The organism is Simiduia litorea (assembly GCF_042853465.1).
Taxonomy (GTDB): Bacteria; Pseudomonadota; Gammaproteobacteria; order Pseudomonadales; family Cellvibrionaceae; genus Simiduia; species Simiduia litorea.
The window spans coordinates 1,211,182-1,236,328 of sequence record NZ_AP031497.1 but is presented as its reverse complement, the minus strand read 5'-3'; the positions used below and the strand labels follow the sequence as shown (position 1 = coordinate 1,236,328).

The window sequence follows — 25,147 nt, the reverse complement described above, 5'->3', positions numbered from 1 at the left end:
TCAAGCACCACCCTCTTTCCCTAGGAGCTATTTATGGGCTGTTGTGACGCCCCTAACCTAATGCCACTCGATGATGCCATTGCGTTATTGCATCAACAACTTGAAGCCATAACGGAGCAAGAGACAACAGCGCTTGATGTCGCCTTGGATCGCATTCTTGCGCAAGACATCAAAGCTCCTATTGACGTACCGGGTTACGATAACTCGGCCATGGACGGTTACGCGCTGCGATTCGGCGACATGGCAACCCATCGCGAATTCGAACGCGTCGGCAAAGCATTTGCCGGCGTGGCATTCGATGGCCGCGTTGGCAAAGGTCAATGCGTGCGCATCATGACCGGCGCTCCCTTGCCGGCCGGCGCTGACACAGTGGTCATGCAGGAAGACGTTCAGACCCAAGGCAACAAGATTACATTGTTACACCCAGCCGGCGTTAAACTTGGGCAGCATATTCGCAAACAAGGCGCCGATATTCTTACCGGACGCACAATATTAACCAAAGGCAAGCGCCTGGGTCCGACGGATATTGGTTTACTCGCATCCCTAGGTTTAAACAGTATTCCACTCATTCGACGCCTAAAAGTCGCCATTCTCTCCACTGGGAGCGAATTGAAATTACCGGGCCAAGGGCTAGAAGCAGGCCAAATATACGACAGCAATCGCTATGTGTTGCGCGCCATGCTTGAGCGACTCAATGTTGAAATTTTGGATCTTGGCATAGTGCCAGACATCCCCTCAGCCCTTGAAGATGCCTTCACTATTGCGGCAGAACAGACCGATTTAATTTTTAGTTCTGGTGGTGTTTCAGTAGGAGAAGCCGACTACACTCGGGAAATACTAGAGCGCATGGGCGACATCACTTTTTGGAAAATCGCGATTAAACCCGGTAAACCCTTGGCGTTCGGCAAGCTAGGAAAGGCTTACTTTTTTGGACTGCCGGGCAATCCTGTATCAGCCACACTCACTTTTCATCAGGTGGCACTGCCGGCACTGCAATTACTGGCTGGCGAAAAAACCATTGAACCGGTTCGCTTACACGCCAGCGTCAAAACAAAATTGCGCAAACGCCCGGGTCGCACAGATTTTCAACGGGCTTACATGAGCGCAACGCCATCGGGTTTAGAGGTAAGTGCCGACTCGGACCAAAGCTCCGGCGTACTCAGTTCCTATACCTCAGCCAATTGCTACATCAAACTGGATCAATTTGCCTGCGATCAAGACAAAGGCGAGCGCGTAGAGGTTATTCCTTTCGACCGCTGGGTTTGTTAATAACAACAGTCGACAATTTACAGTGGACAGGAAGAGCGCAGCTGTAAGCATATTAATTAAGCCGGCGCCAAGTAAGACTCACTAAAACGTTATTTAGTTAAATATTTAATGCCCTTATCCAAGCCCTCTAGGGTTAACGGGTACATGTGGCCATCGACCAACTCATGAGTCATTTTTATCGATTGGGTGTAGTCCCAATATTTTTCACTCACGGGGTTTAGCCAGATGACCTTGTTATAGGTTTCTGTCATCCGCTCCATCCACTTGTAGCCGGGCTCGTCGTTCATGTGTTCGACGCTGCCATATTGACTAGCGATTTCGTAGGGCGCCATGGAGGCATCGCCAATGAATATCACCCGATAATCGCTCGAATACTTATGTAACACATCAAACAGTGGCGTGGTTTCCTGATGCCGGCGGGTATTATCTTTCCATACTCGCTCGTAAATGAAGTTATGAAAATAGAAATATTCCAAGTGTTTGAATTCCGTCTTGCAGGCGGAAAACAATTCTTCGCAGAGGCGAATATAAGGGTCCATTGAGCCCCCCACATCGAGAAACAGCAATACCTTGACGGCATTGTGTCGCTCGGGCACCATTTTTATATCGAGAAAGCCCGCATTGCGCGCTGTTGAGCTAATGGTATCGGGCAGATCTAACTGATCCGCGGCACCGGTTCGGGCAAATTTACGCAACTTGCGCAGTGCCATTTTGATATTGCGAGTACCGAGCTCTACATCGTCATCGAGGTTTTTAAACTCGCGTTTATCCCACACTTTCACCGCACTTTTATTGCGCGACTCACCGCCAACACGAATACCTTCAGGATTGTAGCCACTGTTACCAAAGGGCGAGGTGCCGCCGGTGCCAATCCATTTGTTGCCGCCCTGGTGGCGTTTTTGCTGTTCCTCTAAGCGTTTTTTAAACTCTTCAATCAGCTTTTCCAAGCCACCCATGGATTCAATTTTGGCTTTTTCTTCATCGCTAAGCTGTTTCAAAAACTCGCTGCGAATCCAATCATCGGGAATGAGCGCTTGAAAAATATCGTCGATACTTTCTAGGCCTTTAAAGTATGCGCCAAAGGCCTTGTCGAAACGATCGTAATACTTTTCATCTTTAATCAGTACCGTGCGCGCCAACAGATAGAAGTCATCAATTGAACCAAAAGCTAAACGGTGCTGCATGGCCTCCAGCAATACCAATAGTTCTTTAATAGAGACTGGGACTTTATGGGCGCGCAAGCCACTGAAAAAATTTAACAACATTAGCGATTCTCACGGCGCGTCATGAAGGCCAAACGCTCGAGCATATGCACATCTTGCTCATTCTTCAGCAGCGCGCCATACAATGGCGGAATAGCTTTACTGGTATCGCGGTTTTTTAGAATTTCATCGGGGATATCGTCGGCCAGCAACAATTTTAACCAATCTACTAACTCGCTAGTGGACGGCTTTTTCTTTAACCCTGGCACCTTGCGCACATCAAAAAAGATATCCAAGGCATCTTTGACCAAAGCTTGCTTAATATCGGGGAAGTGCACATCCACGATCTTTTGCATGGTGTCGCGATCGGGGAAATTAATATAGTGGAAAAAGCAGCGGCGCAGGAATGCATCAGGCAATTCTTTTTCATTGTTACTGGTAATGATCACAATGGGACGATGTTTGGCCTTAATGGTTTCACCGGTTTCGTAAACAAAGAACTCCATCTTGTCGATTTCAACCAGGAGGTCATTGGGAAACTCAATGTCGGCCTTGTCGATTTCATCAATCAACAACACCAGCTGCTCGTCGGATTCAAACGCCTCCCAGAGCTTGCCTTTTTTCAAGTAATTTTTGATGTCGTGCACGCGATCATCGCCTAGCTGCGAATCCCGAAGCCGCGAAACGGCGTCGTATTCATACAAGCCCTGCTGCGCTTTAGTGGTGGACTTGATATGCCACTGAATCAAGCGCAAGCCCAAACTCTGCGCAACTTCCTCGGCTAACATGGTTTTACCCGTACCCGGTTCACCCTTAATCAACAGAGGCCGCTGCAATACCACGGCGGCATCAACCGCCATGCGTAAATCATCGGTTGCTACGTATTTATCAGTACCCTGAAAAGCCATGAGTTGCTCCGCGCCGTTTTGTACAAAACGCCATTGTAGCAACCACACTAGCCGCTGGGTACGACGAGGCGTGTCCGGTCGGTCACAGGCCTAAGCCTGATTTAATCGGCGCGACCGCAGGCTCTATTGGCGGGTACCGCCACATCCATCATGTGCGGGTTAGGTAGTTTTAGATTGGCCATCAACTCGACGTAAGCCTCTACATCCGGGACTTGAAGGCGCGGGTTGTGGCGGCGCTCCTCCTCGAGTGAACTGGAGGTCCAACCTTTGTAGTCGTGCGCTGGGTATACCCGCGTTTGCGGTGGCAACGCCAGCAGGCGCTGGAGACTTTGGTATTGGGCGCGGGCATCGCCGTTTTGAAAGTCGGTTCGGCCCGAGCCTCGAATCAACAGGGTATCGCCAGTGAACAACATCTCGTGCTCGGGCAGATAAAAGCAGTAGGAGTCATCGGTATGGCCCGGCGTGTAAAGTACCTGTAACTGCAGCGCACCTAGGGGAAGCACGTCGTTGTCGGCAAACCAGCCGCTGGCGCAGGCCACTTCGCTTTGTTTACCCATAAGAGTTTTACAACCCGTGCTTTCCCGCAATTTTCCCAGGGCTGTCACATGGTCTGCATGAACATGGGTATCGATGGCGTAAACGAGCTGCAACTCCAGTTGCGCCAAAAGCGCGAGATAAGCGTCAAGCTGCCCGAGTACGGGGTCAATCAACATGGCCTGCCGGCTGGTGATATCAGCCAACAAATAGGTATAGGTTGAACTGTCTCGATCGAAAAGCTGGCGAAATATCATCAAGTTTACCTCCTCGAAAGTATGGCGACAGGCACATATACACCTATCGATGGACCTGCATTACCGACTCACCGACGGTTTAAAGTTGGCCCGCGAGGGTAGCCGCCGTGAGCGATAACATGGCGATCACAAAACCCTTTTGGAGCGAGGGCCCGGCGAGTCGGCTCGCCACTAAAGAACCTAATAACATACCCAGCACACCACCGATGATTAACCAAGCCAACAAGGCGTAATCGATGCCGTCGCCAAAATAAAGGAAGCTGGCAAAGCCGGCCGAGCTGATCACGGCGATAACGGCTAATGAGGTAGCCACGGCGGCGCTGATACTTAAGCCTGTGAGCAACACCAACAGAGGAACGATGACAAAACCACCACCAACGCCAAATAAACCCGATAAAATACCGGCACCAACGCCGCCTAAAACCACCCCCAATAAACAGCGAGGCTTTAGCTCCAGCTGACCCGATGGGCTAAAACGACACAGGGCAGCCTCTTTTTCTGATACCCGCTGGCCTTGGCTTGCGCGGGTGACTTTTGCACTCTCCGGCGCTTGAGTCGACTGGCGCCACATCCGCATGGCAACAAAAACCACCAGTATTGCGAAGCCGACGAGCAATAGAGTTTCTGGCACCATGGCCGCTAACCAACGCCCCAGCGGTGCCATCACTGCACCACTGATTGCCAAGACAATAGCGGGCAGCCAGACAACCTCACCGCGCGGCAAACGTACAATCACACCCCACAAGGCGCTAGCCGCCACCGCCGCCAAGGCCAAGCCCGTGGCTTGACTGGCACTCACTCCCAAACCCAAGATTAATAACGGCACCGCAAACAAAGAGCCACCAGCACCAGTTAGACCCAGAATAAGCCCAACCAAGGCACCAATAACCAAGGCGACCGCGCCGATTTCTATCACGACTGAACTTGGTTCCATGGCATGCGCGCAATTGCCATCGCCATGGGGCATGTGTCTGTTACGCCCGAGAAAACCAAACCTGCACCAACAAAGCCACTCAACCAAAACAAACCTGGATTGATAAAAAAGCCACCTAGTACACCAATAAACACTAATAACCCTGCAGCAATCCGCACTTGGCGCTCGAGAGGTATCACATTGCGCTTGCCGCGCACTAACAACTGCTCGGGCATCTTTTCAATACCGCCATCCACCACCACTAATTCACACTGTAATTTTCCCGCTAACTCTTGATGAGCCATTTCGGCACGGCGCTGGGTGCGGCACATTAAATACACTTGCGGTTTATCGCCTGCAGCCTCAACAACCGCACTTGGCGTGACGCTACCGAGTGGAAAGTTGACGCTGCTCGGTAAATTTACTGCGGCATATTCCGCCGGTGTGCGCACGTCGACAATACATAACGATTCATTTGCAACGACTTTTTTCGCCAATTCTTGAGCACTGATTCGAATCATTTACAACTACTCCACTACTTTCAATAGGATTTCAACCGCAGTACAACTGCTTTAAAACACGGATGACGCTTACCGCTTCCGTCCCTGCTAACCGATAAAAAACTTGCTGCCGATCTTTGCGCGTCGACACTAACTTGGCTTCGCGCAAGCCTGCCAAATGTTGCGATAAAGCGGACTGACTAAGCGGTACCCGCGCATTTAATTCCCCCACAGAAAGCTCGCCATCGATTAACGTACAGAGCAACATGAGTCGATGCTGATTGGCCAACTGTTTAAGCAACGCAGCGGCGCTGCCGGCGTGTTCAGCCAGCGCTGAATAATCTTCCTGTGTGCTCATGTGTTACCTCTGTTGTGCGCGAATAGCCTGTTCGAAACCGTCTTTCATCCCCATAGCACGCCCCTCCGCCAACGCTTGCTCGAGCGCCACACCTTGAGAAATTTGCCAGAGCGACCAGGCCATGCCAGCGCGATTGCCCGAGCGACAATGCACGAGGGTTTTACTGTCGCCGAGTGCCGCACCGAACTGCTGAATCTGTTCGGCGCTAGGCAGCTCGCCAGTCATAGGAAAATTAAACCATGTAAGCCCTAACTGCTTGGCCGCCTCACCCTCTACTTCCGGCGCTTCAGCGGCACTGCGCAAGTCGATAATTTGCTCGTAACCCTGAGCTTTTAAACGTGCCAAGGCATCCTCAGCCACCAAGCCACCGGTGGCAATTTGATCGTTATGTTGATAAAAATTAGCGACCCCCTGAACCGACTGAGCCTGGGTTTGCGCCATCGCAAAACACGCAACACAAAACACAAGGGTCGCGAAAAAGCGTTGGTAGGCTTGCTTCATAGACATAACGACTTTCATGGGTTCCACCTCAGTTATTAGACACGCAGATATCAATGTGTACGCTCAGCTATTCATCACGACACAGCCAAACGCAGCAAGCAATGGCAACTGGGTTGACCAGTTGCCATTAGAGAACGTTAATTTAGAATATTCTAATGTTGTTGAAGGGTTTGTGCAAGCGAGCTACTTGGTCTCGTCGTCATCTTTGCTAGGCGCTAGGTCATCGAGAGAAAATTCGGGCGTATCATCGGCATCAGCAAGCGCATCGGCCGCACTATCGCTTTCAATATCGATGGCGGCCATGCCTTGGTCTGAGTCCTCATCTAAGGGAGCCATTAGATCATCTGCCATGGACTCATCGTCACCACCCAGATCTTCTAGCGGTGGACTTGCGTCGGCATTCGGCGCAGGTGTATCGAGATCTTCCTCAATCTCTAGATCCTCTGGCGCGACCTTTTTACCGCCCATCAAGGTCCGATAGGCAAAATAGGCTAGCGCCAATATCAATAAATTACCGAACCCAAGCGCGCCATAGAGCAACCAATTGGTCGACTCCGCCTTTGGCGTGTCATCTACCGCGGCCTCGGGTACTTCCTCGGACACGTCCTCAGGTACAACTGCAACCAGGTCGGCACTGTCCGGCGCAGGTTCAGGTGCGATGACCTGCGGCGTCACTGCCGCAGCTTCCGAAGCGACAAAGGGGTCTGCACCATCGGGGTAGGAAAAGCGGAGGCTTTCTGGGTTGTGATCAAAACTTTGATTGTTTGTGTCCACGGCGCTGACCCGCAGATCAATGACGTAAGTACCGTCTTGATCAGGCGCGAGCAATAGTTCCCAGCTATCGGATTGGGTCAACTGTAACGGCTGAATACTCGACCGGCCGCTAGGTTCCTTGACCTTGGCCACCACCACGGTTTTGCTCCGATCTAAACTTTGGCCATTGGCGCGCACCCGCACCAGACGCTCGCCACTGCTCGGGCTGAGCAGTTCGACGGCAAAGGGCGCCCGCACGGCAAAGCGATGGGAAATTTCACGACTGAAACTTTTGCCATCGATTTGTACCCGCAACTGGTAATTACCCTCACCGGCAAACTGATTGATGTTGCGCCGATAAATGCCATCGCCCGGCGGCAGCTGGTCGGATATTTTCTCCGACCAAATAAGCTTTTCGCCCAGTAAAAGTTCTGCCTGTATATTGAGCAAACGGAGAAAACGCGCGTCACTTAGAGTTTTGCCGTTATCTTGCAAAAGAAACTGCAAGACTGCCGCCTCACCTTCAAATAAATTGTTAGCCATAGGTTTCACTAACAACTTCAAATCCGTAACGATTGTAATTTTACTTTCTGGATCTAAATCCGCGCGCACCAGCCACTCGCCCTCAATGGGGTGTTTTATGGTAATGAGGTCGTGATCGGCTGCTCGGTACCAAGTTACATATTTATCCTTAGTATCGGCTTGATAATATTTTTTATCGGGCGATAGCAGTTGCGCTTGCTGTTCAGGTACCGCTCTAAAGATAAGCGCAGTAAACTCTTCGATACTGGAATCGACTAAAAACTTATTTTCCGACAACGGCACTTCATCGGCAGGCGCCGATTGCTCTAGCATACGCAAAAATATTTTCGGTAATTGCTCAGCGCTATCGGCTACGGCAACGATACCATCGGTACCCAGCGACAGCGCGTTCATTAATTCCGTATCGGCATTGGCCGATAGCGCTACTGTGTGAATCTTATAACGCTCGCCTTTCAACGACGGCAGCACCTTATCGACAATGCGCCGCCACTCTTTCGCATTGTCTTCGGGCTCGCGGGAAATATCCACCATGCCATCGGTGAGTAGAATGATACTGGTGCGATAACCCGCCTGTGGCTTACCGCCATCTTTCGCCGCGCGCTCAAGGGCGCCGCCAATATTGGTATAAAGGCCAACAGAATTGACCTCCTCCACTTTTTTAGCGGCTTCTTGGCGCCAGGCGCTATCCACCTCTTTTAACGGCACCAACATATTGACGTACTGGCCAAAGGTCCAGACACCGGCCCGGCTACCTTCCGGTATTAACTTCACTAGTAAGTCGAGTGCCGGACGGCGTAAATTATCGGGGTCGTTTTGTTTCATACTGCCGGAGATGTCGATAATAACTCGCACATCGGCTTTCTCCGCTGTCATGTCGGATTGCGCTTGCGCCCAATCCAGCGTTAACACGGAGACAAAAAGTACGGCAACTAACACCGATAATTTCATGGCAATAAACTCTTAAGACTCATCGCGGTTAACAGCAGTTTACGCAATCATATCCATGACGCGGCGACCTTTTTCCGTGACATACCAGCGCACGCCTTTGGCACCACTGACCTTACCGGCGAGGTTGCGCGCAACCAGCACGTTTAAGGTTTTTGACATAGTAGTTTCATCGGCGCTGGCCTCGTGACAAAGACCGGCAATAGAGCGGAATATGTAGCGGCCTCGACCCAAGGTTTTTAGTACCTTAGCCGAAGTGACATCCAACTCGCCCTCCATTTCTAACGGGCCTTGATTGCCATCGGACTCTGGATCTTGCTCGGTTTCCGTGGCGATCAACGGCAGCAATTCTTCCTGCATCATGCGTAAATCGTGGTGCACGTTATCGGATAAAATACGCGCCTGAGTGGCCTCGCGTAAAATGCGCTCGCCCATATTCACAATCACCAGTCGAGAGGCAACCGCGGCAATCAGACAGTAACCGGTATAAATCAACAAGCGCGACGGGTCGCCCTGTATTTCCAGCACGAGATCACTGTTGACTAGGTTCAACACCACCGGTACGAGGAAGGCCGCGCCCACACCCATCACAATGCAACGCGGCAGGCTTGCCGGGTCGCTATCGCCCTGATTCATTTGATAAAAATTAATAAGCCCGCCGAAAACCCCGGCGATTAGCATCACAGATGCCAGAATAAAAATATGGTTAGCCATGGCGCTCTCCCTGAATTAAGTGGCCCATACATCCCCTATGGATTGGTTTACATCTAATAGCCGGCACCTAGCCACCTTAGACTTATGCATGGGTCTACTAGGTATAGCTCAGAGAAAGTGAATCTGCATAATAGTCGCGATTCTTATGACTGAAATTACAGTCGAGCAGCAACCCTCCCACTTGGCCAAAATGCCTTTGTGGGGTTCAGCGCCCGAGACGTTGTATGCTACTGCCAACCAACACAGCAGCTTTTATAGAGACCCCATCAAGGAGATTCGGTCATGAGTAACCACCCCGTCGATAATGTCACTTACGCCAACAAAGGAACCGTTACCGGAGGCGCGATTACCGACATTATTGAAAACCAGCGCCCCGGCGCCTTGCGGGGTGCGCAACTATTGGCCAAGGCGCTGCAAGCGGAAGGGGTGGACCTGCTGTTTGGCTACCCAGGCGGCGCCAATTTAGAAATCTTTGATGTTCTGTCTGAGTTTGGCATTCGCTGCATTCGCACTGAGCACGAACAGGGTGCCGTGCATGCCGCCCAAGGCTACGCCCGCGTAACCGGCAAAGTCGGCGTGTGCCTCGCCACTTCCGGCCCCGGCGCCACCAACCTCGTCACCGGTATCGCCGATGCCATGAGCGACTCAGTCGCTATCGTCTGCATCACCGGCAATGTGCCCTCGCACCTGCTGGGCAAGAACGCCTTTCAAGAAGTCGATATCGTGGCCGTGACCAAGCCGATCACGAAAAAGAATTATCTGGTCAGCCGGGTCACCGACATTCCGGAGATAGTGCGCGAGAGCTTCCTACTCGCCGGCGGCCGCAGGCCAGGCCCGGTGCTGATCGACATTCCCAAAGATATTCAACAGCACTACCCGCGCGACCCAGAGGGTAACTACACGCCACCGAGAATTCCGGCAGTGATCGAGCCACCCGAGGCCGAGGCTACGGGCATGACCGACAACCAGCTGGAGCAGGCCCTGCGCCTATTACGAGAAGCCGAGCGCCCCATTCTTTACGCCGGGGGCGGCGTCATCTCCGCCGATGCCCACGCCCAACTTTTACAATTGGCCGAAAAAGCCTGCATACCCGTCACGACAACGCTCATGGGGCATGGCGGCTTTCCACCCGCACACCCATTGGCGCTACACACCTTGGGGATGCATGGCAGCAAGTACGCCAATGTGGCGATTAATGAGGCCGATTTAGTGATTGCCGCCGGCGTGCGTTTCGATGATCGCGTCACCGGTAAAGTGAGCGAGTTCATCAAACACGGGCGCATCATTCATATCGATATCGACCGGGATGAACTGAACAAGAATAAAGACGTCACCTTGCCCGTTTGCGCGGACATTAAGCTCGCGCTGGCACAGCTATTAGCCAACTGCCAGCCAGTCACTCATAGACCTTGGGCCGACCAAGTCAGCCGGTGGAAACAGCAGTGGCCCTATCCTGCACCCGAGCGCGACACCATCACGCCGCAATTTGCCATCGGCTTGCTGTCCGACATTACCAAGGGCGAGGCCATCGTTAGCCTTGGCGTCGGCCAGCATCAAATGTGGGCCATGCAACACTACCAATCCAATCAGCCGAAAGCGTTTTTAAGTAGCTCGGGCTTTGGCACCATGGGCTATGGTCTACCCGCCGCCATCGGCGCGAAAGCCGCCTTTCCCGAGCGCACCGTTATCGACATAGACGGCGATGGCTCACTCAATATGACGGTGCACGAACTGGCCACCTGCCACCGTTTTAAACTGGGCGTCAAAGTAGTCATCATCAATAATCAGTGGTTGGGCATGGTGCGCCAATGGCAAGATATGATTTACAACAAGCACCGCGCTGGCTCCTCACTGTCCGATCCGTTAACGCAGGTGAAAGCCGAAGACGATGTCGATATCTACCCTAATTTTCTCGCCATCGCCGACGGCTACCGAGTGAAAAGTGAACGAGTGGTGCGCAAGGAAGATTTGGCGGCAGCGTTTACACGCATGCTCGCCAATCCCAACGAACCCTATTTGCTGGATGTCATCGTGGCACGGGAAGAAAACGTCTACCCGATGATTCCCGCCGGCGGCAGTTACCAAGACATTCTCATGGGCGATGAGGATTTACAGAAAGTTAAGCGGGAGCAACAGGGCAGTAATATTTAGGGAAGTTTCAAGGCAACGGCTAAGGGGGTCGCGATGGAACGTAGATTGCGCTCTCTTCTTGCAGTTTGTAGGTGGCGGCCACCCGCCTTGTAGCATGTAGCATGTAGCTTGTAGCTTGTAGCTTGTAGCTTGTAGCTTGTAGCTTGTAGCTTGTAGCTTGTAGCTTGTAGCTTGTAGCTTGTAGCTTGTAGCTAATTTTGTATTCGTAGCACACCGGCGTAGAAAACGGATATTGTTAAGGTGTTTTTCAACCAACAGGATAGACTGCCACAGTACATTCAGAAATTTTAGCCGCTAAGCACTAAAGGCCCCATGCACAATACAAAATCCTTACTCAACACGTTACTAGTGCCAGCAACACTGATCCTATTAACGAGCCTGCTGACGAGCGGGTGCAAAAACATGGATACAGAGAAGCGGTTTGATTGGTCGGCAACACTGTCTGCGCCTGAGGAATACCCTGTACGGGTTTATAAAGGCGCCATGATGGCCAAAGATTATCAACAAACGTTAACAGGCTTTGGCGATATTGGCACTGGATGGGGAAAGTATTCAGCGTCTGTGATCATGGGTCCAGATTTGAAAAGCCTGCCTGATAGCTTAGCGGTTGCCTGGCACTCTTTCGTAGATCAAAAGCAATATGAAGGAAAATGGAGCCTGCCAAAAGATAAAATCGAAAAACTGTTTGATGACGGATATATTGATATCGCTACCAATAAAAAAACCACATACGACACGTTTATTATTGGGCTAGCACCAAACGGGCTCGTTGTCCTTTGGCTATCAGCTGCGGGCAGTCAAATTGAAGTGGCGCACTTCACAGCAAAAGAGACAGCCGTAGACATGGACAATCTACATCAAGACGCCCACCGTATTTTTGCGAAAGATTACAACGACATAGTTCTAGCCCAACTCAATGAGAAACTGAATACACAAAAAAGAATAGAGGACAATACATACCCAAAAATAGGTCTCTATCAAGACTACCGAAAAAGGTACTTTTGGCGACCTGACATTATCCTGCCTGACAAGCACACGCTAGACAGCTTTGTATTGCAGACCCACAATGGGGAAATCGAAATAGAATCGTCAAAAAACACGCCTCTGGACATCAAACATAAAGAGCGAGGTATAATAAAAAGCCTTTCTTTTAGCTGGGCAGATAAAAACCAGAAAAAAATTGCAACATGCTGGCTCGAAGGATTCGATGAAGCCGAACTACTAAATGCCTATGACAACTTTGATAACTTTGACAACACAGAAGAAATTGAACTGTCAGTAACAGCCACAGATGCAAAGAACATCATCGTAGCACTAAAAAATAACAACAAGGAGGTTCAAATAACGAAGTTCAAAAGCACCGTCGAAAAAAAAGCCATAGAGTCAACCCATGCAACACATTAACATTTCGACACATCAAAACCTAACAAGCTCGAGATTAAGCCCGAGTAACGGCGCAGCCATAAAAACTTCCAAGTAACTCTAGTCATCAATTAACTCTAACTCGTCAAGACTACCCTCCATGGCGCTTAATTCAGCCAGGGTAGATTTCATCTCTTCAATTTCAGCGTTTATTGATTTAACCGTGTCTTTATCAAAGGAGGTTTTTTCACCATCAATAATGAGGCTATGAACGCTTACATCAAGCTTAATGTCATAATCTGATAAATTCGGGTTATCAACGGGGTAGGTTTGAGCATGCCAGAACTTTGGATTAGCTTGCCTAGCTTGAACCATCAAAATACGATTTTTAATAATATCTCCGCCTTCCAAAACACTGTCACTGTCGCCCTCAATGAGAACCTCATGAGCGATAGTATTATTTGTGGACAACTGGCTAATTTTATACGCTATTTCCTTAGTACCTAGTAGCCTATGATTACCAACAAATTGATAATCAACTTCTAATGCCGGCGTCAGCTCGCCAAAAAAGTCAACTCCGCTCAACCTGACCGAGGCCACGCTGAAAAAATCCAATTGACTTATGATGTCTTCAAGTTCTAACTTCTGACGATTCAATCTCGCAAGCTCACCAGACACTCTGATAATATCTTGAGCATTTCTTTTCTTTAAAATGCCCTCAGCAAGCTCAGCCGCAGATACATAGGACAAACCATCAACCATAGCCAAGGATATTTCATCAATCGACCGCCCCTGGTGCTCTTCAGCTCCCTCAAATTTCAACCTTGTCGCCTCCAACGCCACTACACGCATGGCCTTTTCCAGATTCACCCTTTGGCTTTCATCAAGGCTTTGTTCCAGCTTTTCCCTAGACGCCTCAAAGCTTTGTCTATTGCTCGCATCCAATCTATCTTGACAAGACATAATGAATGGAAAAATAAGCACTAAAATAGTCTTTTTCATTTTCAACCGTGACCCGGTGTATTTATTTGCTTAGTGAAATACCTTGCGACCAATAGGCTAGGCGCAAATGACAGAACTATCGCCAGCAAGAGTCGCATGGGCAATAGGTTCGTAACATCATCCAGAAAAGGCAACCACTGTGAAAGCCCAAACTGAAAAGTGTAAAGCACAATGAAAACCAGCACAGCCAAGCAATTAGATATTAATGTGGAAGCTAATACTGACCTGACCGAACGATCGAAAATTATAAAGCAGACAACCCAACTCAGAACAACAAATACCACAACGGGTATGCCGCTAGGGAATGCAATAGCGGCGTCGGAAACTGAGCCTGGGATTTGCTTTCCTAGAGACCAAACTAATCCTGTTGAAAGCGCCCAAACAAATGGCGTATTGAACGACAACATAAGAACAGCAGTTCGAACAATAGCGGATGATATGAACGACATCTGAGGTTTCGACATGGCAGTTAGCACACACTATAAGAAAGCCTACTTATTACTGGAGCCAGCGGTAAAAAGCAAATTAGTTTCCGTTCGATGGTTAAGCGCAAGCCACAGACAGATAAATAGCGCTTCTCGACTCTGCATATACACACTAAAAATCCACTCCGCACTAAAATCTAACAGTTTTCACACACATCGATGCACCACGAGTGTCTGCTCAATATTTATACGACTGTTTTATAATAGATCAATGACAATACCTTTTTTCAAACTCCCCTAGGCGCCCCAGCCGAATCAAAATGGCACCAGCGTGCCCAAAAATGGCCAAGCCAAAGCCGCGCAGATCCTAGGTATCTCACTTCATTACCCCACACAATTCACACGCTGGTACACTCCGGATTCAAGTAACTTTGTGAACAGGAGAAACTCACAATGAAAGCCACACAATGGATAGCAAGCTTAATCATGGTGTTAGTCACGTCTATCGCTAGCGCCAATCAATATCAATACGAAGGCGTGTTTGCCCAGTCGGGTGACTCGCAATTATTTCAGGGCCTTAATTTACAGGGCGTAAATAAAGTAACACTGCAAGCATCAGATCAATTCGATGGGCCGGATTTGCGACTGGATCAACTCACCATCCAATTTTCCAACGCCGCACCTTTGTTGGCACGGGATTTTAAACTGGTCGACGGCCATCGTTATTTAGCACTGGTTGAAGATGCTTGGGTATTTAACCGACTGTTAGTTGAAATTGACGCCAACAGCCTGAACCAACACAATCAGTTAATGGTGCGGGTGATGGTGGTAGACGTCTCAAGCCGGCTCTCAGATCTTCGCCAAGCATTTGGACCTGAGTTGGTACATGTTAATGCCATGCTGCGCGATGTAACACCAAAAGTGCTTGCCGACAGCGCCTCATTGGTCGTGGAGGGCAAAAATTTAACCCTGCAATTATTCGATAGACTAGGCAGCCATGACCCTTTGTCTATGGAGCCACCAGTGCCCGGCTTTGAGCAAGGCTTTAGTCTGACGGCTAACTGGCAAGGCAAAGGTGTTAAAACATTTTTCTTACCTGCACCGGCCGGCCCAGATAATTTCCGCGACTTTACGGCCGTGGCATTATTGATAGAAAGTATTGAAGCACCGCACGGCACGGATCACTTTGTACGCATTAAGTTTAAAGATCCCACCGGCTTCACTCAGGAGTCCCAACCGGTATTTTTAAATCAAGCAATAATGCAGCTCTACCCTCAGCTGTAAGTTATAGCGGCGGAGGCAAGGTGTCTCCGCCGCTATCTTTCGAGCGCCTATCATTAGGTTCTTACGTCTATAGCTAGGTACGTCTTTAGGGCTATAGGTGCGTCACACATAAACAAACTCGTTTACCCCCCTCACTGCACCCAATAACCCCAAGCCTGCTTGATACCCCATACATACGCAAAGCCAATTACCAAGCAAATACTCGAACTCCAGATCCAAAAGGCGACACCTTGCGCAACGATGTAAGCCTGACTGGAAACAAATGGCAGAATTAATCCAACGATAGCGCGCAGACAAAAAACGCAGGCGATGACAACCAACACAGCAGGTAACAAGGGCAAGCGCACAATGACCCCTGCACCGGACAGAGCGTAAAGGCCCATCACACTTAAACACAACGCGATGAATGCGGTAATCAGCGTTGGATACACGCTTCCTGCTTCTGCCATTGTCGCCATGTCTTCACCGGCGCCAAAAAACCGATACCACTCTGCACCGCCGAGAATAATCGCCACGTGGGCCAAGGCGGCTATAAAACTTAAACTCGCTGCAGCCAATAACGGATAATTGCTTTCCTGCATTGTCACTTTCTCCATAAAGATTTACTTGATAATTAAGCTGTCCACTCGGATAAAAGCGGCTTTTAGTGGTAGCTTAAATCCTTCGATTTACCCCAAAAAACCCGATACGAAAACACCGTGTAACCAATAATGACCGGCAGCACGATCATAACACCGACCAAAATAAATTCGAGCGAGGCTTTGGCGCTGGCCGCTTCCGTCGCCAACAAATGCCCGGGCACGACGTAAGGAAAATAACTAAACCCCAAGGCCGCGAAGCTAAGTAGAAAGAGCGCGACCACGCCAAAGAAAGGCTGGCGCGCCTTGCTGTCGTCGCCATCGTAGAGCTGTTTTACAGCGCGCTCAATCCAATAGAGACAGAGCCAACCCAAGACGGGAATAGCCAACAACAAAAACCAGCCTGGAAAAGAAAACCAGCGTGCCACCACGTCACGATTGGATGTCAGGTTTATCAGTGACACGAACAGTAAACCCAGTAACGTTAGGGCCCCCGCGAATCGAATCCAACCCAGAGCACGCTGCTGTAACGCGGCTTCAGTTTTCATAATCAACCAAGCGCTACCAATATAAACGTACGCCGCTGCCACACACACAGCGCTCAACACGGCAAAACCTAACGCCGCCCAGCCCGGCTCGAAACCAGTCACATAGCGCCCCAACATATAACCTTGCGCCAATGCAGCCGTGAGCGAGCCCAACTTAAAAGCCCAGTCCCAAGCTCGCTGATGCTCGGTAATGGCTTTGGCACGTAAGTCGAAAGCGACGCCGCGCAGAATCAAACCAATCAATAGAATGACCGCAGGCAAATACAGCTCGAATAACACCAAACTGTGCGCCTTGGGAAAGGCGATGAGGAGAATACCGACGGCTAATACCAACCAGGTTTCGTTGGCATCCCAAAATGGACCAATGGAGGCAATCATTTGGTTGCGCTGGTCGAGATTTTCCATGGGCAGTAGAATGCCAACACCGAGGTCATAGCCATCCAAAACCGCGTAAATCAGAACCGTTAAGCCGAGTAGACCCAAAAAAATGTATGCCAACAAGTCTGCAGATAAATTCATTATTTAGGCTCCTGTAACGCGACCTTGGATTCCATTTCCTGCAAGCTTTGCGTTTCAAACTCCTCCACTAAAACGGATTTTCTCGCCATGTAAAACACCGTATGTAAATAGGCCCACAGTAACAATGAATAGACCAACGCATATAGAGCCAACGACAGGAGCACATTACCCGCCGGCTGGGTCGTTACTGCGTCAGCAGTTTTTAGCACACCGCTCACTATCCAAGGTTGACGCCCCATTTCTGTCACATACCAGCCGGCAAGCGTTGCCACCCAGCCAGAAAAGGTCATCGCACACACTACCTTTAAAAACCAAACAGGAAGTGCTTTCTTACGCAACAATACATAAACCCCAAACCAGGCCACCGCTAGCATCAACAGGCCTACCGCAACCATAATGCGAAAACCGAAGAACACAGGCTTAACCGGCGGGTGCAAGCCTTTGAATTCATTCAAGCCCTTAATTTCACCTTGGCTGTCATGGGTGAGAATGATACTGGCGAGGTTTGGCACCCCAACGGCGAACTTGTTGCTTCGCGATTGTTCGTCCGGCCAAGCAAATAGCAATAGTGGTGCGCCCTTCTCTGTTTCCCACACACCTTCCATGGCGGCAATTTTTTGCGGCTGGTGCTCGAGCGTATTTAACCCGTGCAAATCACCCACAAACATTTGCAATGGCGCCACAACAGCCGCTAATACCAGCGCCGTTTGTAACGCTAGGTTAGGCGCTTTTTTGGTGTCACCTTTGAGCAATCGATACGCCGAAATACCCGCGACAAAAAAGCTTGCCGTTAAAAACGACGCCAGTAACACGTGGCTTAGTCGGTATGGCATTGACGGGTTGAAAATAATGGCGAGCCAGCTCTCAGGCATAGCCACACCGTTTTCCATAAAGAAACCTGCCGGCGTTTGCATCCATGAATTCAACGCGATAATCCAAAATGCCGACATGCTCGTGCCGAAGGCAACTAAAAAAGTAGCGAGTGTATGGATCCAGCTTGGCACGCGATTGATGCCAAATAGCATTATCCCTAGAAAGGTGGCCTCCAAGAAAAATGCGGTGAGCACTTCGTAACCTAATAAGGGCCCGGCAATGTTACCCACCCGCTCCATAAACAAGGGCCAGTTGGTGCCAAATTGAAAACTCATGGTGATGCCGGTTACCACACCGATGGCAAAAGTGAGTGCAAAGATCTTTACCCAAAAGCGATAGACGCGCATCCAAACAGGATGCCCCGTGCGTTGAAATTTAAGTTTGAAGTAAAACAGCAACCAAGCCAGAGCAATGGTGATGGAAGGAAATAGAATATGAAAACTGATATTTAACGCAAACTGTATGCGCGACAAAATGAGGGTTGAATCTAACACTTCTTGCATAGATACCTCTGCAATGTTAACGCGATCAACGTGATTTATTTAAAAGCTTATCTTTCATCTCCAACACTTTGCCCACACCGGCACCCAGCTTTAACAGCGCCATTAAGTGCTCTGGATTCATGCGTTGTACATCGTCCATCCAATGGGTGAACAACTCGAGTAAATCGTGAATTTCTTGCATCTTAGTGGTGGCAAAGTCAGCTTGTTGGCCATCGCGCTGCATCAATTGAGCACGCAATACGCTGAGGGTTGGGTCAACTTCGCGCTTGCGCCTTTCGCTAACCACTTGCTGAGCCATGTCCCATAGGCTGCCATTGGGGCAGTAATAATCTTTGCGATCGCCTGGCTCTCTGTGTACGCGAATCAGTCGCCAGCTTTGTAGCTCCTTAGCGGCCATGCTGACATTGCCGCGAGAGATTCCGAGTTGGTCGCTGATCTCATCGGCACTTAAGGGGTGTTCTGTGAAGACGATGGCCGCCAGCACTTGCCCCACCGAGCGATTAAAGCCCCAGCGACTGGCCATTTCGCCAAAGTGCAGCACCACATCGCGCATTTGAGGGTCATTCATGGGATTAAGCTTCTAAAGTTTCAATAATTTCTGAAAGTTTAGAAGCTTACTTGATGCGAATCAAGCCCTTGTTTTAAAAACTATGCTTGGCGGCCGGGTTCAAGCCTAGGCGCTTGAGCCAGATAGCAATTCAGGGCTATGGTGCGCAGTAATGCTGGCGAAAAAACCCACAGCCAAGTCAAACAATAACAGGGCATTAACGAGACCTACCATGAAAAGAACCCTCAAACTATCCGCGTTTTTTTTAATCCTGCTCGCGTTAACAGCGGCCGTGCTACTGCGGCTTTTTGGCCCAGAGCAGGCTGAAAGACGCATGAATCAAGTGAGGCATGCCCCCGCACAACCGATACCCGAGGCCACAAAGGCGCTACACGCATCGCTGTTCATCGCCGACTTACACGCCGACTCCCTGCTCTGGCACCGAGATTTACTAACCAGAAGCGACTACGGCCAGGTGGACTTCCCGCGCCTTCAGGCCGGCAATGTGGCGCTGCAAATGTTCACCACAGTGACCAAGTCGCCGGCGGGCTTGAATTACCATGAAAACAGCGCCGACAGCCGCGACAACATTACCCTGCTCGCGCTAGTACAGGGTTGGCCAGTGAGCACCTGGACTAGCCTCACGGCTCGCGCTTTGCACCAGAGCGACCGGCTGCACCAATTCGCCGAGCGGGCGCCCGATACCGTACGCATAATTAAAAACCAGGCCGACTTGGCAGCACTCTTGGCAGCGAGAGCCAGCGCTAAGCAGAGCAAGCCCATAGGCGCGATGTTAGGTACCGAGGGGTCGCACGCGTTAGACGGCGAGATCGCCAATATTGAGCGACTGTATCAGGCCGGTTTTCGAATGATGAGCTTGCAACATTTTTTCGATAACTCATTAGGCGGCTCCCTCCACGGTGTCAGTGGTGCGGGGCTAACGGCGTTTGGCCGCGCCGCGGTGGCAGAAATGACGCGCTTAGGCATCATGATCGATGTGGCTCACTCGTCCGAGCAGGTGGTGCGCGATGTGTTGGCGCTGAACACTCAGCCACTCATCGTGAGTCACACCGGTATCCACAGTCACTGCGCCAATAAGCGCAACATCCCCGACGCCCTGATGCAGACCATCGCCGCAAAGGGTGGCCTGATTGGCATTGGTTTTTGGCGCGAGGCTGTGTGTGACGACTCCCCCATCGGCGTCGCCAAAGCCATTAAAGCGGCCGTTAACCTACTCGGCGAAGACGCCGTAGCGTTGGGCTCAGACTACGATGGTTCGGTCACCACTGGCTTTGATAGCAGCCAGATGCTCGAGTTGACTCAAGCGCTGCTTGACCTAGGTATGAGTGAGCGCACTATCGGCAACGTCATGGGAGGCAATCAAGCGCGCTTTTTCGCCCAACACCTGCCCAGTTTGTGACCGATTCGACCAGTAGAGGTCTGAAGCCGGTGAAACGACTGTGGTTTGTTAGCTACCAGTCGTCTGTTAATAGGCTCCACTGGCCCAATGAACAGTGGCTTCAAACTAAAAGACTCAGCCATTGGCACTCATAGGCAGACACACGCTTTACGTGAAACCAATAAGACATAAATAGAACGAGGACTCCAACTATGCTTTCCCGATCACCTCTCGTCATGGCTATTACGCTAGCCGTGCTCAGCACCGCGTGCAGTAACGACGACGCCAAACAGACAGAACAAACCATGACTAAGCCCGAGACCACAGCGGCTGCGGTTGAAACCCAAGCCAGCAACCCCTTTTTTGCTGAGAGTAATTTATATTTCAAATTACCGCCCTTTGATAAAATCAAAGACAGCGATTACGCCCCTGCGTTCGAGCGCGGCATGGCCGATCAGTTGGCTGAGATGGATGCCATCGCCAACAACCCCGAAGCACCAAGCTTTGAAAACACCTTGGTCGCGATGGAAAAAACTGGCGATGTGTTAACTCGCGCTGCCAACGTATTTTTTGCCATGACCTCGGCCAACACCAACGACACCTTGGAAGCCATCCGCAGCGAAATGGCGCCGAAGTTATCGGCGCATCAAGATGCTATTTTGCTAAACGAGAAATTGTTTCAGCGAGTAAAAGCCATTTACCAACAGCGAGCGGAACTAAACCTCGACCCAGAATCCCTGCGCTTAGTTGAAATTTACTACCGCGACTTCGTACGCGCCGGCGCCAACCTCAGCGCCGAAGATAAAGAAAAGCTCAAAGCCTTCAACGCAGAGTTGGCAACACTGCAAACCCAGTTCAGCCAAAACGTATTAAAAGAAGTGAACGCTTCGGCCATCGTGGTGGACGCTAAAGATGAACTCGCAGGTTTGTCCGACAACGTCATAGCCGGTGCAGCAGAAGAAGCAAAAGCGCGTGGTATGGAAGGCAAATATGTCATTGCCTTACAAAACACCAGCGGCCAGCCCACTCTGTCTTCGCTCACCAACCGCGACTTACGCGAGCGCATACACAAGGCATCACTCGCTCGCGGTAGCCATGGCAGCGAATTCGATAACCGCGCGGTATTGGCCAATGTGGCAAAACTACGGGCCCAGCGCGCGCAACTGTTGGGCTATGCCAATCACGCCGCTTACAGCCTCGAAGACCAAACCGCGCTCACCACTGACGCGGTTAACAAGCGCTTAGCAACCTTAACGCCAAAAGCCGTCGCCAACGCCCAGCGGGAACAAGCTGACTTGCAGAAAAAAGCCAATGCCGAGGGCGGTAAGTTTCAGATCGCCTCGTGGGACTGGGCTTTCTACTCGGAAAAAGTGCGAGCTGAGCGCTACAACTTCGACGCCGATCAATTGAAGCCCTATTTCGAAATTGACAATGTCTTACAGAAAGGTGTGTTTTTCGCCGCGGAAAAACTTTACGGCATCACCTTTAAAGAGCGCAAAGACCTGCCGACTTACCACGAAGATGTACGCATTTTTGAAGTGTTTGAAGCCAATGGCGATACCTTGGCGCTGTTTATCTTCGACCCTTACGCGCGCGCCTCTAAGCGCGGCGGTGCGTGGATGAATGCCTATGTGGCGCAAAACCATTTAACCGACGCCAAGCCCGTGGTAGCGAACCATCAGAACATTCCAAAGCCGCCGGCCGGTGAACCCACCCTGTTGACCTTCGACGAAGCCAACACCATGTTCCATGAATTTGGTCATGCGCTGCACGGTATCTTCTCGAACGTGAAGTACCCCTACTTCTCGGGCACCTCAGTGCCGCGCGATTTCGTTGAGTACCCGTCACAAGTGAACGAAATGTGGGCAACTTGGCCTGAAGTGTTAGCCAACTACGCCAAGCATTACAAGACCGGCGAAGCTATGCCAAAAGCGTTGCTCGACAAGGTATTAGCGGCGGATAAATTCAACCAAGGCTTTGCCACTACCGAATACCTTGCAGCGTCTTTGTTGGATCAAGCCTGGCATCAGCTAACGCCTGAGCAAGTGCCCGCCGCTGAGGACGTACTCGACTTCGAAGCCAAGGCACTCACCAAAGCCGGTGCGAAAATGGATACCGTGCCACCACGCTATCGCTCCACTTACTTCTCACACATTATGGGCGGCTACGCAGCCGGCTATTATGCTTACATCTGGAGCGAAGTATTGGATGCAGACACAGTGAAATGGTTTAACGAAAATGGCGGTCTCAAGCGTGAAAATGGCGACCACTTCCGCGCTACGTTGCTATCCCGTGGCGGCAGCGAAGATGCCATGAGCATTTTCAAAACCTTCCGCGGTGCCGAGCCTAATATTGCCCCCCTGTTGGAGCGTCGCGGTTTAAACTAAGCCAACCGCTTTAATAAACCATAAAAAAACCGGGCTGAATTGCCCGGTTTTTTTTAGCCAATACAATGTTTAGCGCAGCCTAAAAATACACTGGTTAAGCAATAACACCGTCTGCTCTTAATCGGCTTAACTCAAGCTCAGACAATCCTAATAGCTCACCTAAAACCGCCTGATTGTGGCTACCCACCGCACCACCTAGCCACTGAGTCGAGCCCGGCGTTTGGGTCAGTTTCGGCATTAGCGCGGGAATGTCTAAGGGCTTGCCATTAATTTCAACGCGCTCAAATAAGCCGCGCGCTTGAAAGTGCGGGTCGGCAAATTGATCGGCGACATTGTAGATAGGTCCAACCGGTACTCGCTCAGCTTCCAGTTGCGCAATCACCGCATCCGAGCTGTGGGCTAAACACCAAGCGGCAATTGCATTATCAATGTCTACTTGATGCTGGACCCGGCCAGCGTTATTGGCCATGGCGATATTATTGGCCATATCAGCACGACCAATGGCAGTCATTAAACGTTTAAAAATTGAGTCGCCATTGCCACCAATCACCACGTATTTACCGTTGTTACAGCGGTAGGTATTAGTCGGCACAATACCGGTGACCGTAGTGCCCGCCGGCTCGCGCATCACGCCGGCGCCAGAAAATTCCGGCACTATGCCTTCCATTAAATTAAACATCGACTCGATCAACGATACATCGACCACCTGACCAACACCGGTGTTTTTTTGCGCCAATAATGCCAAGGCAATACCGAAAGCCGCATGCAAACCGGCAATGGTATCGCCAATAGAGAGGTTCGGGCGCACCGGCGCCTGATCGGGAAAACCATTTACATAGCGAAAACCACTCATGCCCTCGCACACAGAGGCGAAACCCGGCTTATGCGCATAGGGGCCAGTTTGACCAAAACCGGAAATGCGTGCGTACACCAACTTGGGATTACGCGCCTTCAGCGCATCGGGGCTCAGGCCCCATTTTTCCATGACACCAGGGCGAAAGTTTTCCACCAACACATCGGCGCCATCCATTAATTGCGCCGCCAGCGCTCGCCCCGCTGGTTGACGCAAATCGAGGGTGACGGACTTTTTATTGCGGCCGAGCGAACGCCACCAAAATGAAGTGCCGGTTTCATCTAATTGGCGCCAACCACGCAGCGGGTCGCCGCCTTCCGGTGGCTCGATTTTTATCACCTCGGCACCGAAATAGGCCAACAAGCAGCCGGTAAACGGGCCAGCCAGTAACTGCCCCATTTCAATCACGCGAACGCCATCCAAGGGTTTAGCCATGACACAGTCCTATTGTCCGTTTATCCATTGACTTCCAAGCGCAACCCCATGGGGTCGAAAAAGAACACTTGCGTGAGCCCTGTGCGCTCGAGCTTGACCTCTGAATAGTCGATGGCGAGATTAGCCAGCCGGGCTTTTAGCGCGGCCATGGCATCGGTTTGAAAAGCGAGATGATCCAAATAGCCATTGCCATGTGCGGCGCGCTGCTCGGCCTCAGCGTCGCTAACAATGGACAGGTGCACCAGCGCTTGATCGCCTTGGTATAACCACCGCCCTTGCGAGTTCGACAGCGGTCGAAAACCCTCGCGCCAATCGAACACTTGGCGATAAAAATCCAGTACCGCATCTAACCGATGCGCCGGCACTCGAAGATTAAAATGGTTAAACCTTAGCATCAGTGCTTAGTGAGTTTATCGAGGTAGCCCATGGCAAAGGCTGACACAACGAAGGTCATGTGAATAATCACATACCACATCAAATGGTCATTGCTGTAATTGGTTGCACCCATAAAAATTTTCAACAAGTGAATGGATGAAATAGCCACGATGCTGGCGGCAATCTTTGCCTTCAGCGACGACGAATCCATCTTGCCCAGCCAGCCCAATTTTTCTTCGTCTTCGGCGATATCTAATTGCGAAACGAAATTTTCGTAGCCGCTCATCATCACCATCACCAACAAGCCACCCACCATCGCGAGGTCGATTAGCCCCAAAATCAACAGCACCATATCGGTTTCTTTTATGGTGCCGATATCCCACAACAAGTGAAACATTTCGCGGAAAAACATTATACAAAGTGCGAACAAGGCGAGACTTAAACCTAAATAGATAGGTGCCAAGAGCCAACGCGAGCGGTACATCAACGTTTCAATAAACTTTTCCACA

Annotated in this window: 24 protein-coding genes; 7 read left to right on the top strand and 17 right to left on the bottom strand. The window is 50.6% G+C overall.

Annotated features, from left to right (window positions below; translation table 11 throughout):
- Positions 1-33: 33 nt before the first annotated feature.
- Entirely contained in the window at positions 34-1,269 is a 1,236-nt protein-coding gene (gene glp / locus ACGHTT_RS05525; protein ID WP_390594015.1) for a gephyrin-like molybdotransferase Glp, read from the top strand.
- Between the two features lie 89 nt (positions 1,270-1,358).
- On the opposite strand, the gene ACGHTT_RS05520 is transcribed toward glp, so the two are convergent.
- The 9 genes from ACGHTT_RS05520 to ACGHTT_RS05480 form a co-directional block, all read right to left on the bottom strand.
- Complete coding sequence (locus ACGHTT_RS05520) at positions 1,359-2,534, bottom strand: VWA domain-containing protein (RefSeq protein ID WP_390594014.1); 1,176 nt, start codon at positions 2,532-2,534, stop codon at positions 1,359-1,361.
- Entirely contained in the window at positions 2,534-3,379 is an 846-nt protein-coding gene (locus ACGHTT_RS05515) for an AAA family ATPase (RefSeq protein WP_390594013.1), read from the bottom strand. Before ACGHTT_RS05515 ends, ACGHTT_RS05520 begins: the two co-directional genes overlap by 1 nt.
- Positions 3,380-3,480: 101 nt before the next feature.
- Complete coding sequence (locus ACGHTT_RS05510) at positions 3,481-4,170, bottom strand: MBL fold metallo-hydrolase (RefSeq protein WP_390594981.1); 690 nt, start codon at positions 4,168-4,170, stop codon at positions 3,481-3,483.
- Between the two features lie 79 nt (positions 4,171-4,249).
- On the bottom strand, positions 4,250-5,104 hold the full coding sequence (locus ACGHTT_RS05505; RefSeq protein WP_390594011.1) for a sulfite exporter TauE/SafE family protein: 855 nt from the start codon (positions 5,102-5,104) through the stop codon (positions 4,250-4,252).
- A complete protein-coding gene (locus ACGHTT_RS05500) occupies positions 5,083-5,604 on the bottom strand; it encodes a rhodanese-like domain-containing protein (protein ID WP_390594010.1) in 522 nt (173 codons plus the stop codon). Before ACGHTT_RS05500 ends, ACGHTT_RS05505 begins: the two co-directional genes overlap by 22 nt.
- Positions 5,605-5,635: 31 nt before the next feature.
- On the bottom strand, positions 5,636-5,941 hold the full coding sequence (locus ACGHTT_RS05495) for a metalloregulator ArsR/SmtB family transcription factor (protein WP_390594009.1): 306 nt from the start codon (positions 5,939-5,941) through the stop codon (positions 5,636-5,638).
- 3 nt (positions 5,942-5,944) lie between these two features.
- Positions 5,945-6,460 carry a fused DSP-PTPase phosphatase/NAD kinase-like protein gene (locus ACGHTT_RS05490; protein ID WP_390594008.1) on the bottom strand — a complete coding sequence of 172 codons (516 nt, stop codon included), beginning with the start codon at positions 6,458-6,460 and terminating at the stop codon, positions 5,945-5,947.
- Positions 6,461-6,625: 165 nt separating this feature from the next.
- Complete coding sequence (locus ACGHTT_RS05485; protein ID WP_390594007.1) at positions 6,626-8,686, bottom strand: VWA domain-containing protein; 2,061 nt, start codon at positions 8,684-8,686, stop codon at positions 6,626-6,628.
- Positions 8,687-8,725: 39 nt separating this feature from the next.
- A complete protein-coding gene (locus tag ACGHTT_RS05480) occupies positions 8,726-9,397 on the bottom strand; it encodes a YEATS-associated helix-containing protein (protein WP_290261687.1) in 672 nt (223 codons plus the stop codon).
- Positions 9,398-9,679: 282 nt separating this feature from the next.
- On the opposite strand from ACGHTT_RS05480, the gene ilvB reads away from it, so the two are divergent.
- Entirely contained in the window at positions 9,680-11,548 is a 1,869-nt protein-coding gene (gene ilvB / locus ACGHTT_RS05475; RefSeq protein WP_390594006.1) for a biosynthetic-type acetolactate synthase large subunit, read from the top strand.
- Positions 11,549-11,950: 402 nt separating this feature from the next.
- Positions 11,951-12,952 (top strand): DUF2931 family protein, encoded by a 1,002-nt coding sequence (locus ACGHTT_RS05470; protein WP_390594005.1) that lies wholly within the window; start codon positions 11,951-11,953, stop codon positions 12,950-12,952.
- A gap of 78 nt (positions 12,953-13,030) precedes the next feature.
- Here ACGHTT_RS05470 and ACGHTT_RS05465 read toward each other — a convergent pair whose 3' ends face one another.
- Positions 13,031-13,912: a DUF6694 family lipoprotein gene (locus tag ACGHTT_RS05465; protein ID WP_390594004.1), complete on the bottom strand. Its 882-nt coding sequence runs from the start codon at positions 13,910-13,912 to the stop codon at positions 13,031-13,033.
- Between the two features lie 171 nt (positions 13,913-14,083).
- Here ACGHTT_RS05465 and ACGHTT_RS05460 point away from each other — a divergent pair, with 171 nt between their 5' ends.
- Together ACGHTT_RS05460 and ACGHTT_RS05455 are read left to right on the top strand one after the other, a co-directional pair.
- Complete coding sequence (locus ACGHTT_RS05460; RefSeq protein WP_390594003.1) at positions 14,084-14,365, top strand: hypothetical protein; 282 nt, start codon at positions 14,084-14,086, stop codon at positions 14,363-14,365.
- A gap of 425 nt (positions 14,366-14,790) precedes the next feature.
- On the top strand, positions 14,791-15,621 hold the full coding sequence (locus tag ACGHTT_RS05455; RefSeq protein ID WP_390594002.1) for a hypothetical protein: 831 nt from the start codon (positions 14,791-14,793) through the stop codon (positions 15,619-15,621).
- 131 nt (positions 15,622-15,752) lie between these two features.
- Here the strand turns inward: ACGHTT_RS05455 and ACGHTT_RS05450 are convergent, their stop codons facing one another.
- From ACGHTT_RS05450 to ACGHTT_RS05435, 4 genes are read right to left on the bottom strand one after another with little or no spacing between them, the layout of a single operon-like run.
- Positions 15,753-16,217 (bottom strand): hypothetical protein, encoded by a 465-nt coding sequence (locus ACGHTT_RS05450; protein ID WP_390594001.1) that lies wholly within the window; start codon positions 16,215-16,217, stop codon positions 15,753-15,755.
- Between the two features lie 47 nt (positions 16,218-16,264).
- Positions 16,265-17,266: a cytochrome d ubiquinol oxidase subunit II gene (locus tag ACGHTT_RS05445; RefSeq protein ID WP_390594000.1), complete on the bottom strand. Its 1,002-nt coding sequence runs from the start codon at positions 17,264-17,266 to the stop codon at positions 16,265-16,267.
- A complete protein-coding gene (locus ACGHTT_RS05440) occupies positions 17,266-18,642 on the bottom strand; it encodes a cytochrome ubiquinol oxidase subunit I (protein WP_390593999.1) in 1,377 nt (458 codons plus the stop codon). The genes ACGHTT_RS05445 and ACGHTT_RS05440 overlap by 1 nt, the downstream gene beginning before the upstream one ends.
- 25 nt (positions 18,643-18,667) lie before the next feature.
- Positions 18,668-19,210, bottom strand: a complete 543-nt coding sequence (locus tag ACGHTT_RS05435; protein WP_390593998.1) for a GbsR/MarR family transcriptional regulator — start codon at positions 19,208-19,210, stop codon at positions 18,668-18,670.
- Positions 19,211-19,421: 211 nt separating this feature from the next.
- Here ACGHTT_RS05435 and ACGHTT_RS05430 point away from each other — a divergent pair, with 211 nt between their 5' ends.
- Both ACGHTT_RS05430 and ACGHTT_RS05425 read left to right on the top strand, forming a co-directional pair.
- Positions 19,422-20,609: a dipeptidase gene (locus ACGHTT_RS05430; RefSeq protein ID WP_390593997.1), complete on the top strand. Its 1,188-nt coding sequence runs from the start codon at positions 19,422-19,424 to the stop codon at positions 20,607-20,609.
- A gap of 191 nt (positions 20,610-20,800) precedes the next feature.
- On the top strand, positions 20,801-22,975 hold the full coding sequence (locus ACGHTT_RS05425) for a M3 family metallopeptidase (protein ID WP_390593996.1): 2,175 nt from the start codon (positions 20,801-20,803) through the stop codon (positions 22,973-22,975).
- Positions 22,976-23,069: 94 nt separating this feature from the next.
- Here the strand turns inward: ACGHTT_RS05425 and ACGHTT_RS05420 are convergent, their stop codons facing one another.
- From ACGHTT_RS05420 to ACGHTT_RS05410, 3 genes are read right to left on the bottom strand one after another with little or no spacing between them, the layout of a single operon-like run.
- Positions 23,070-24,263 carry a CaiB/BaiF CoA transferase family protein gene (locus ACGHTT_RS05420; protein ID WP_390593995.1) on the bottom strand — a complete coding sequence of 398 codons (1,194 nt, stop codon included), beginning with the start codon at positions 24,261-24,263 and terminating at the stop codon, positions 23,070-23,072.
- 20 nt (positions 24,264-24,283) lie between these two features.
- Positions 24,284-24,658: a VOC family protein gene (locus tag ACGHTT_RS05415; protein ID WP_390593994.1), complete on the bottom strand. Its 375-nt coding sequence runs from the start codon at positions 24,656-24,658 to the stop codon at positions 24,284-24,286.
- A complete protein-coding gene (locus tag ACGHTT_RS05410; protein ID WP_390593992.1) occupies positions 24,658-25,146 on the bottom strand; it encodes a TIGR00645 family protein in 489 nt (162 codons plus the stop codon). The genes ACGHTT_RS05415 and ACGHTT_RS05410 overlap by 1 nt, the downstream gene beginning before the upstream one ends.
- Between the last annotated feature and the right edge of the window lies 1 nt (position 25,147).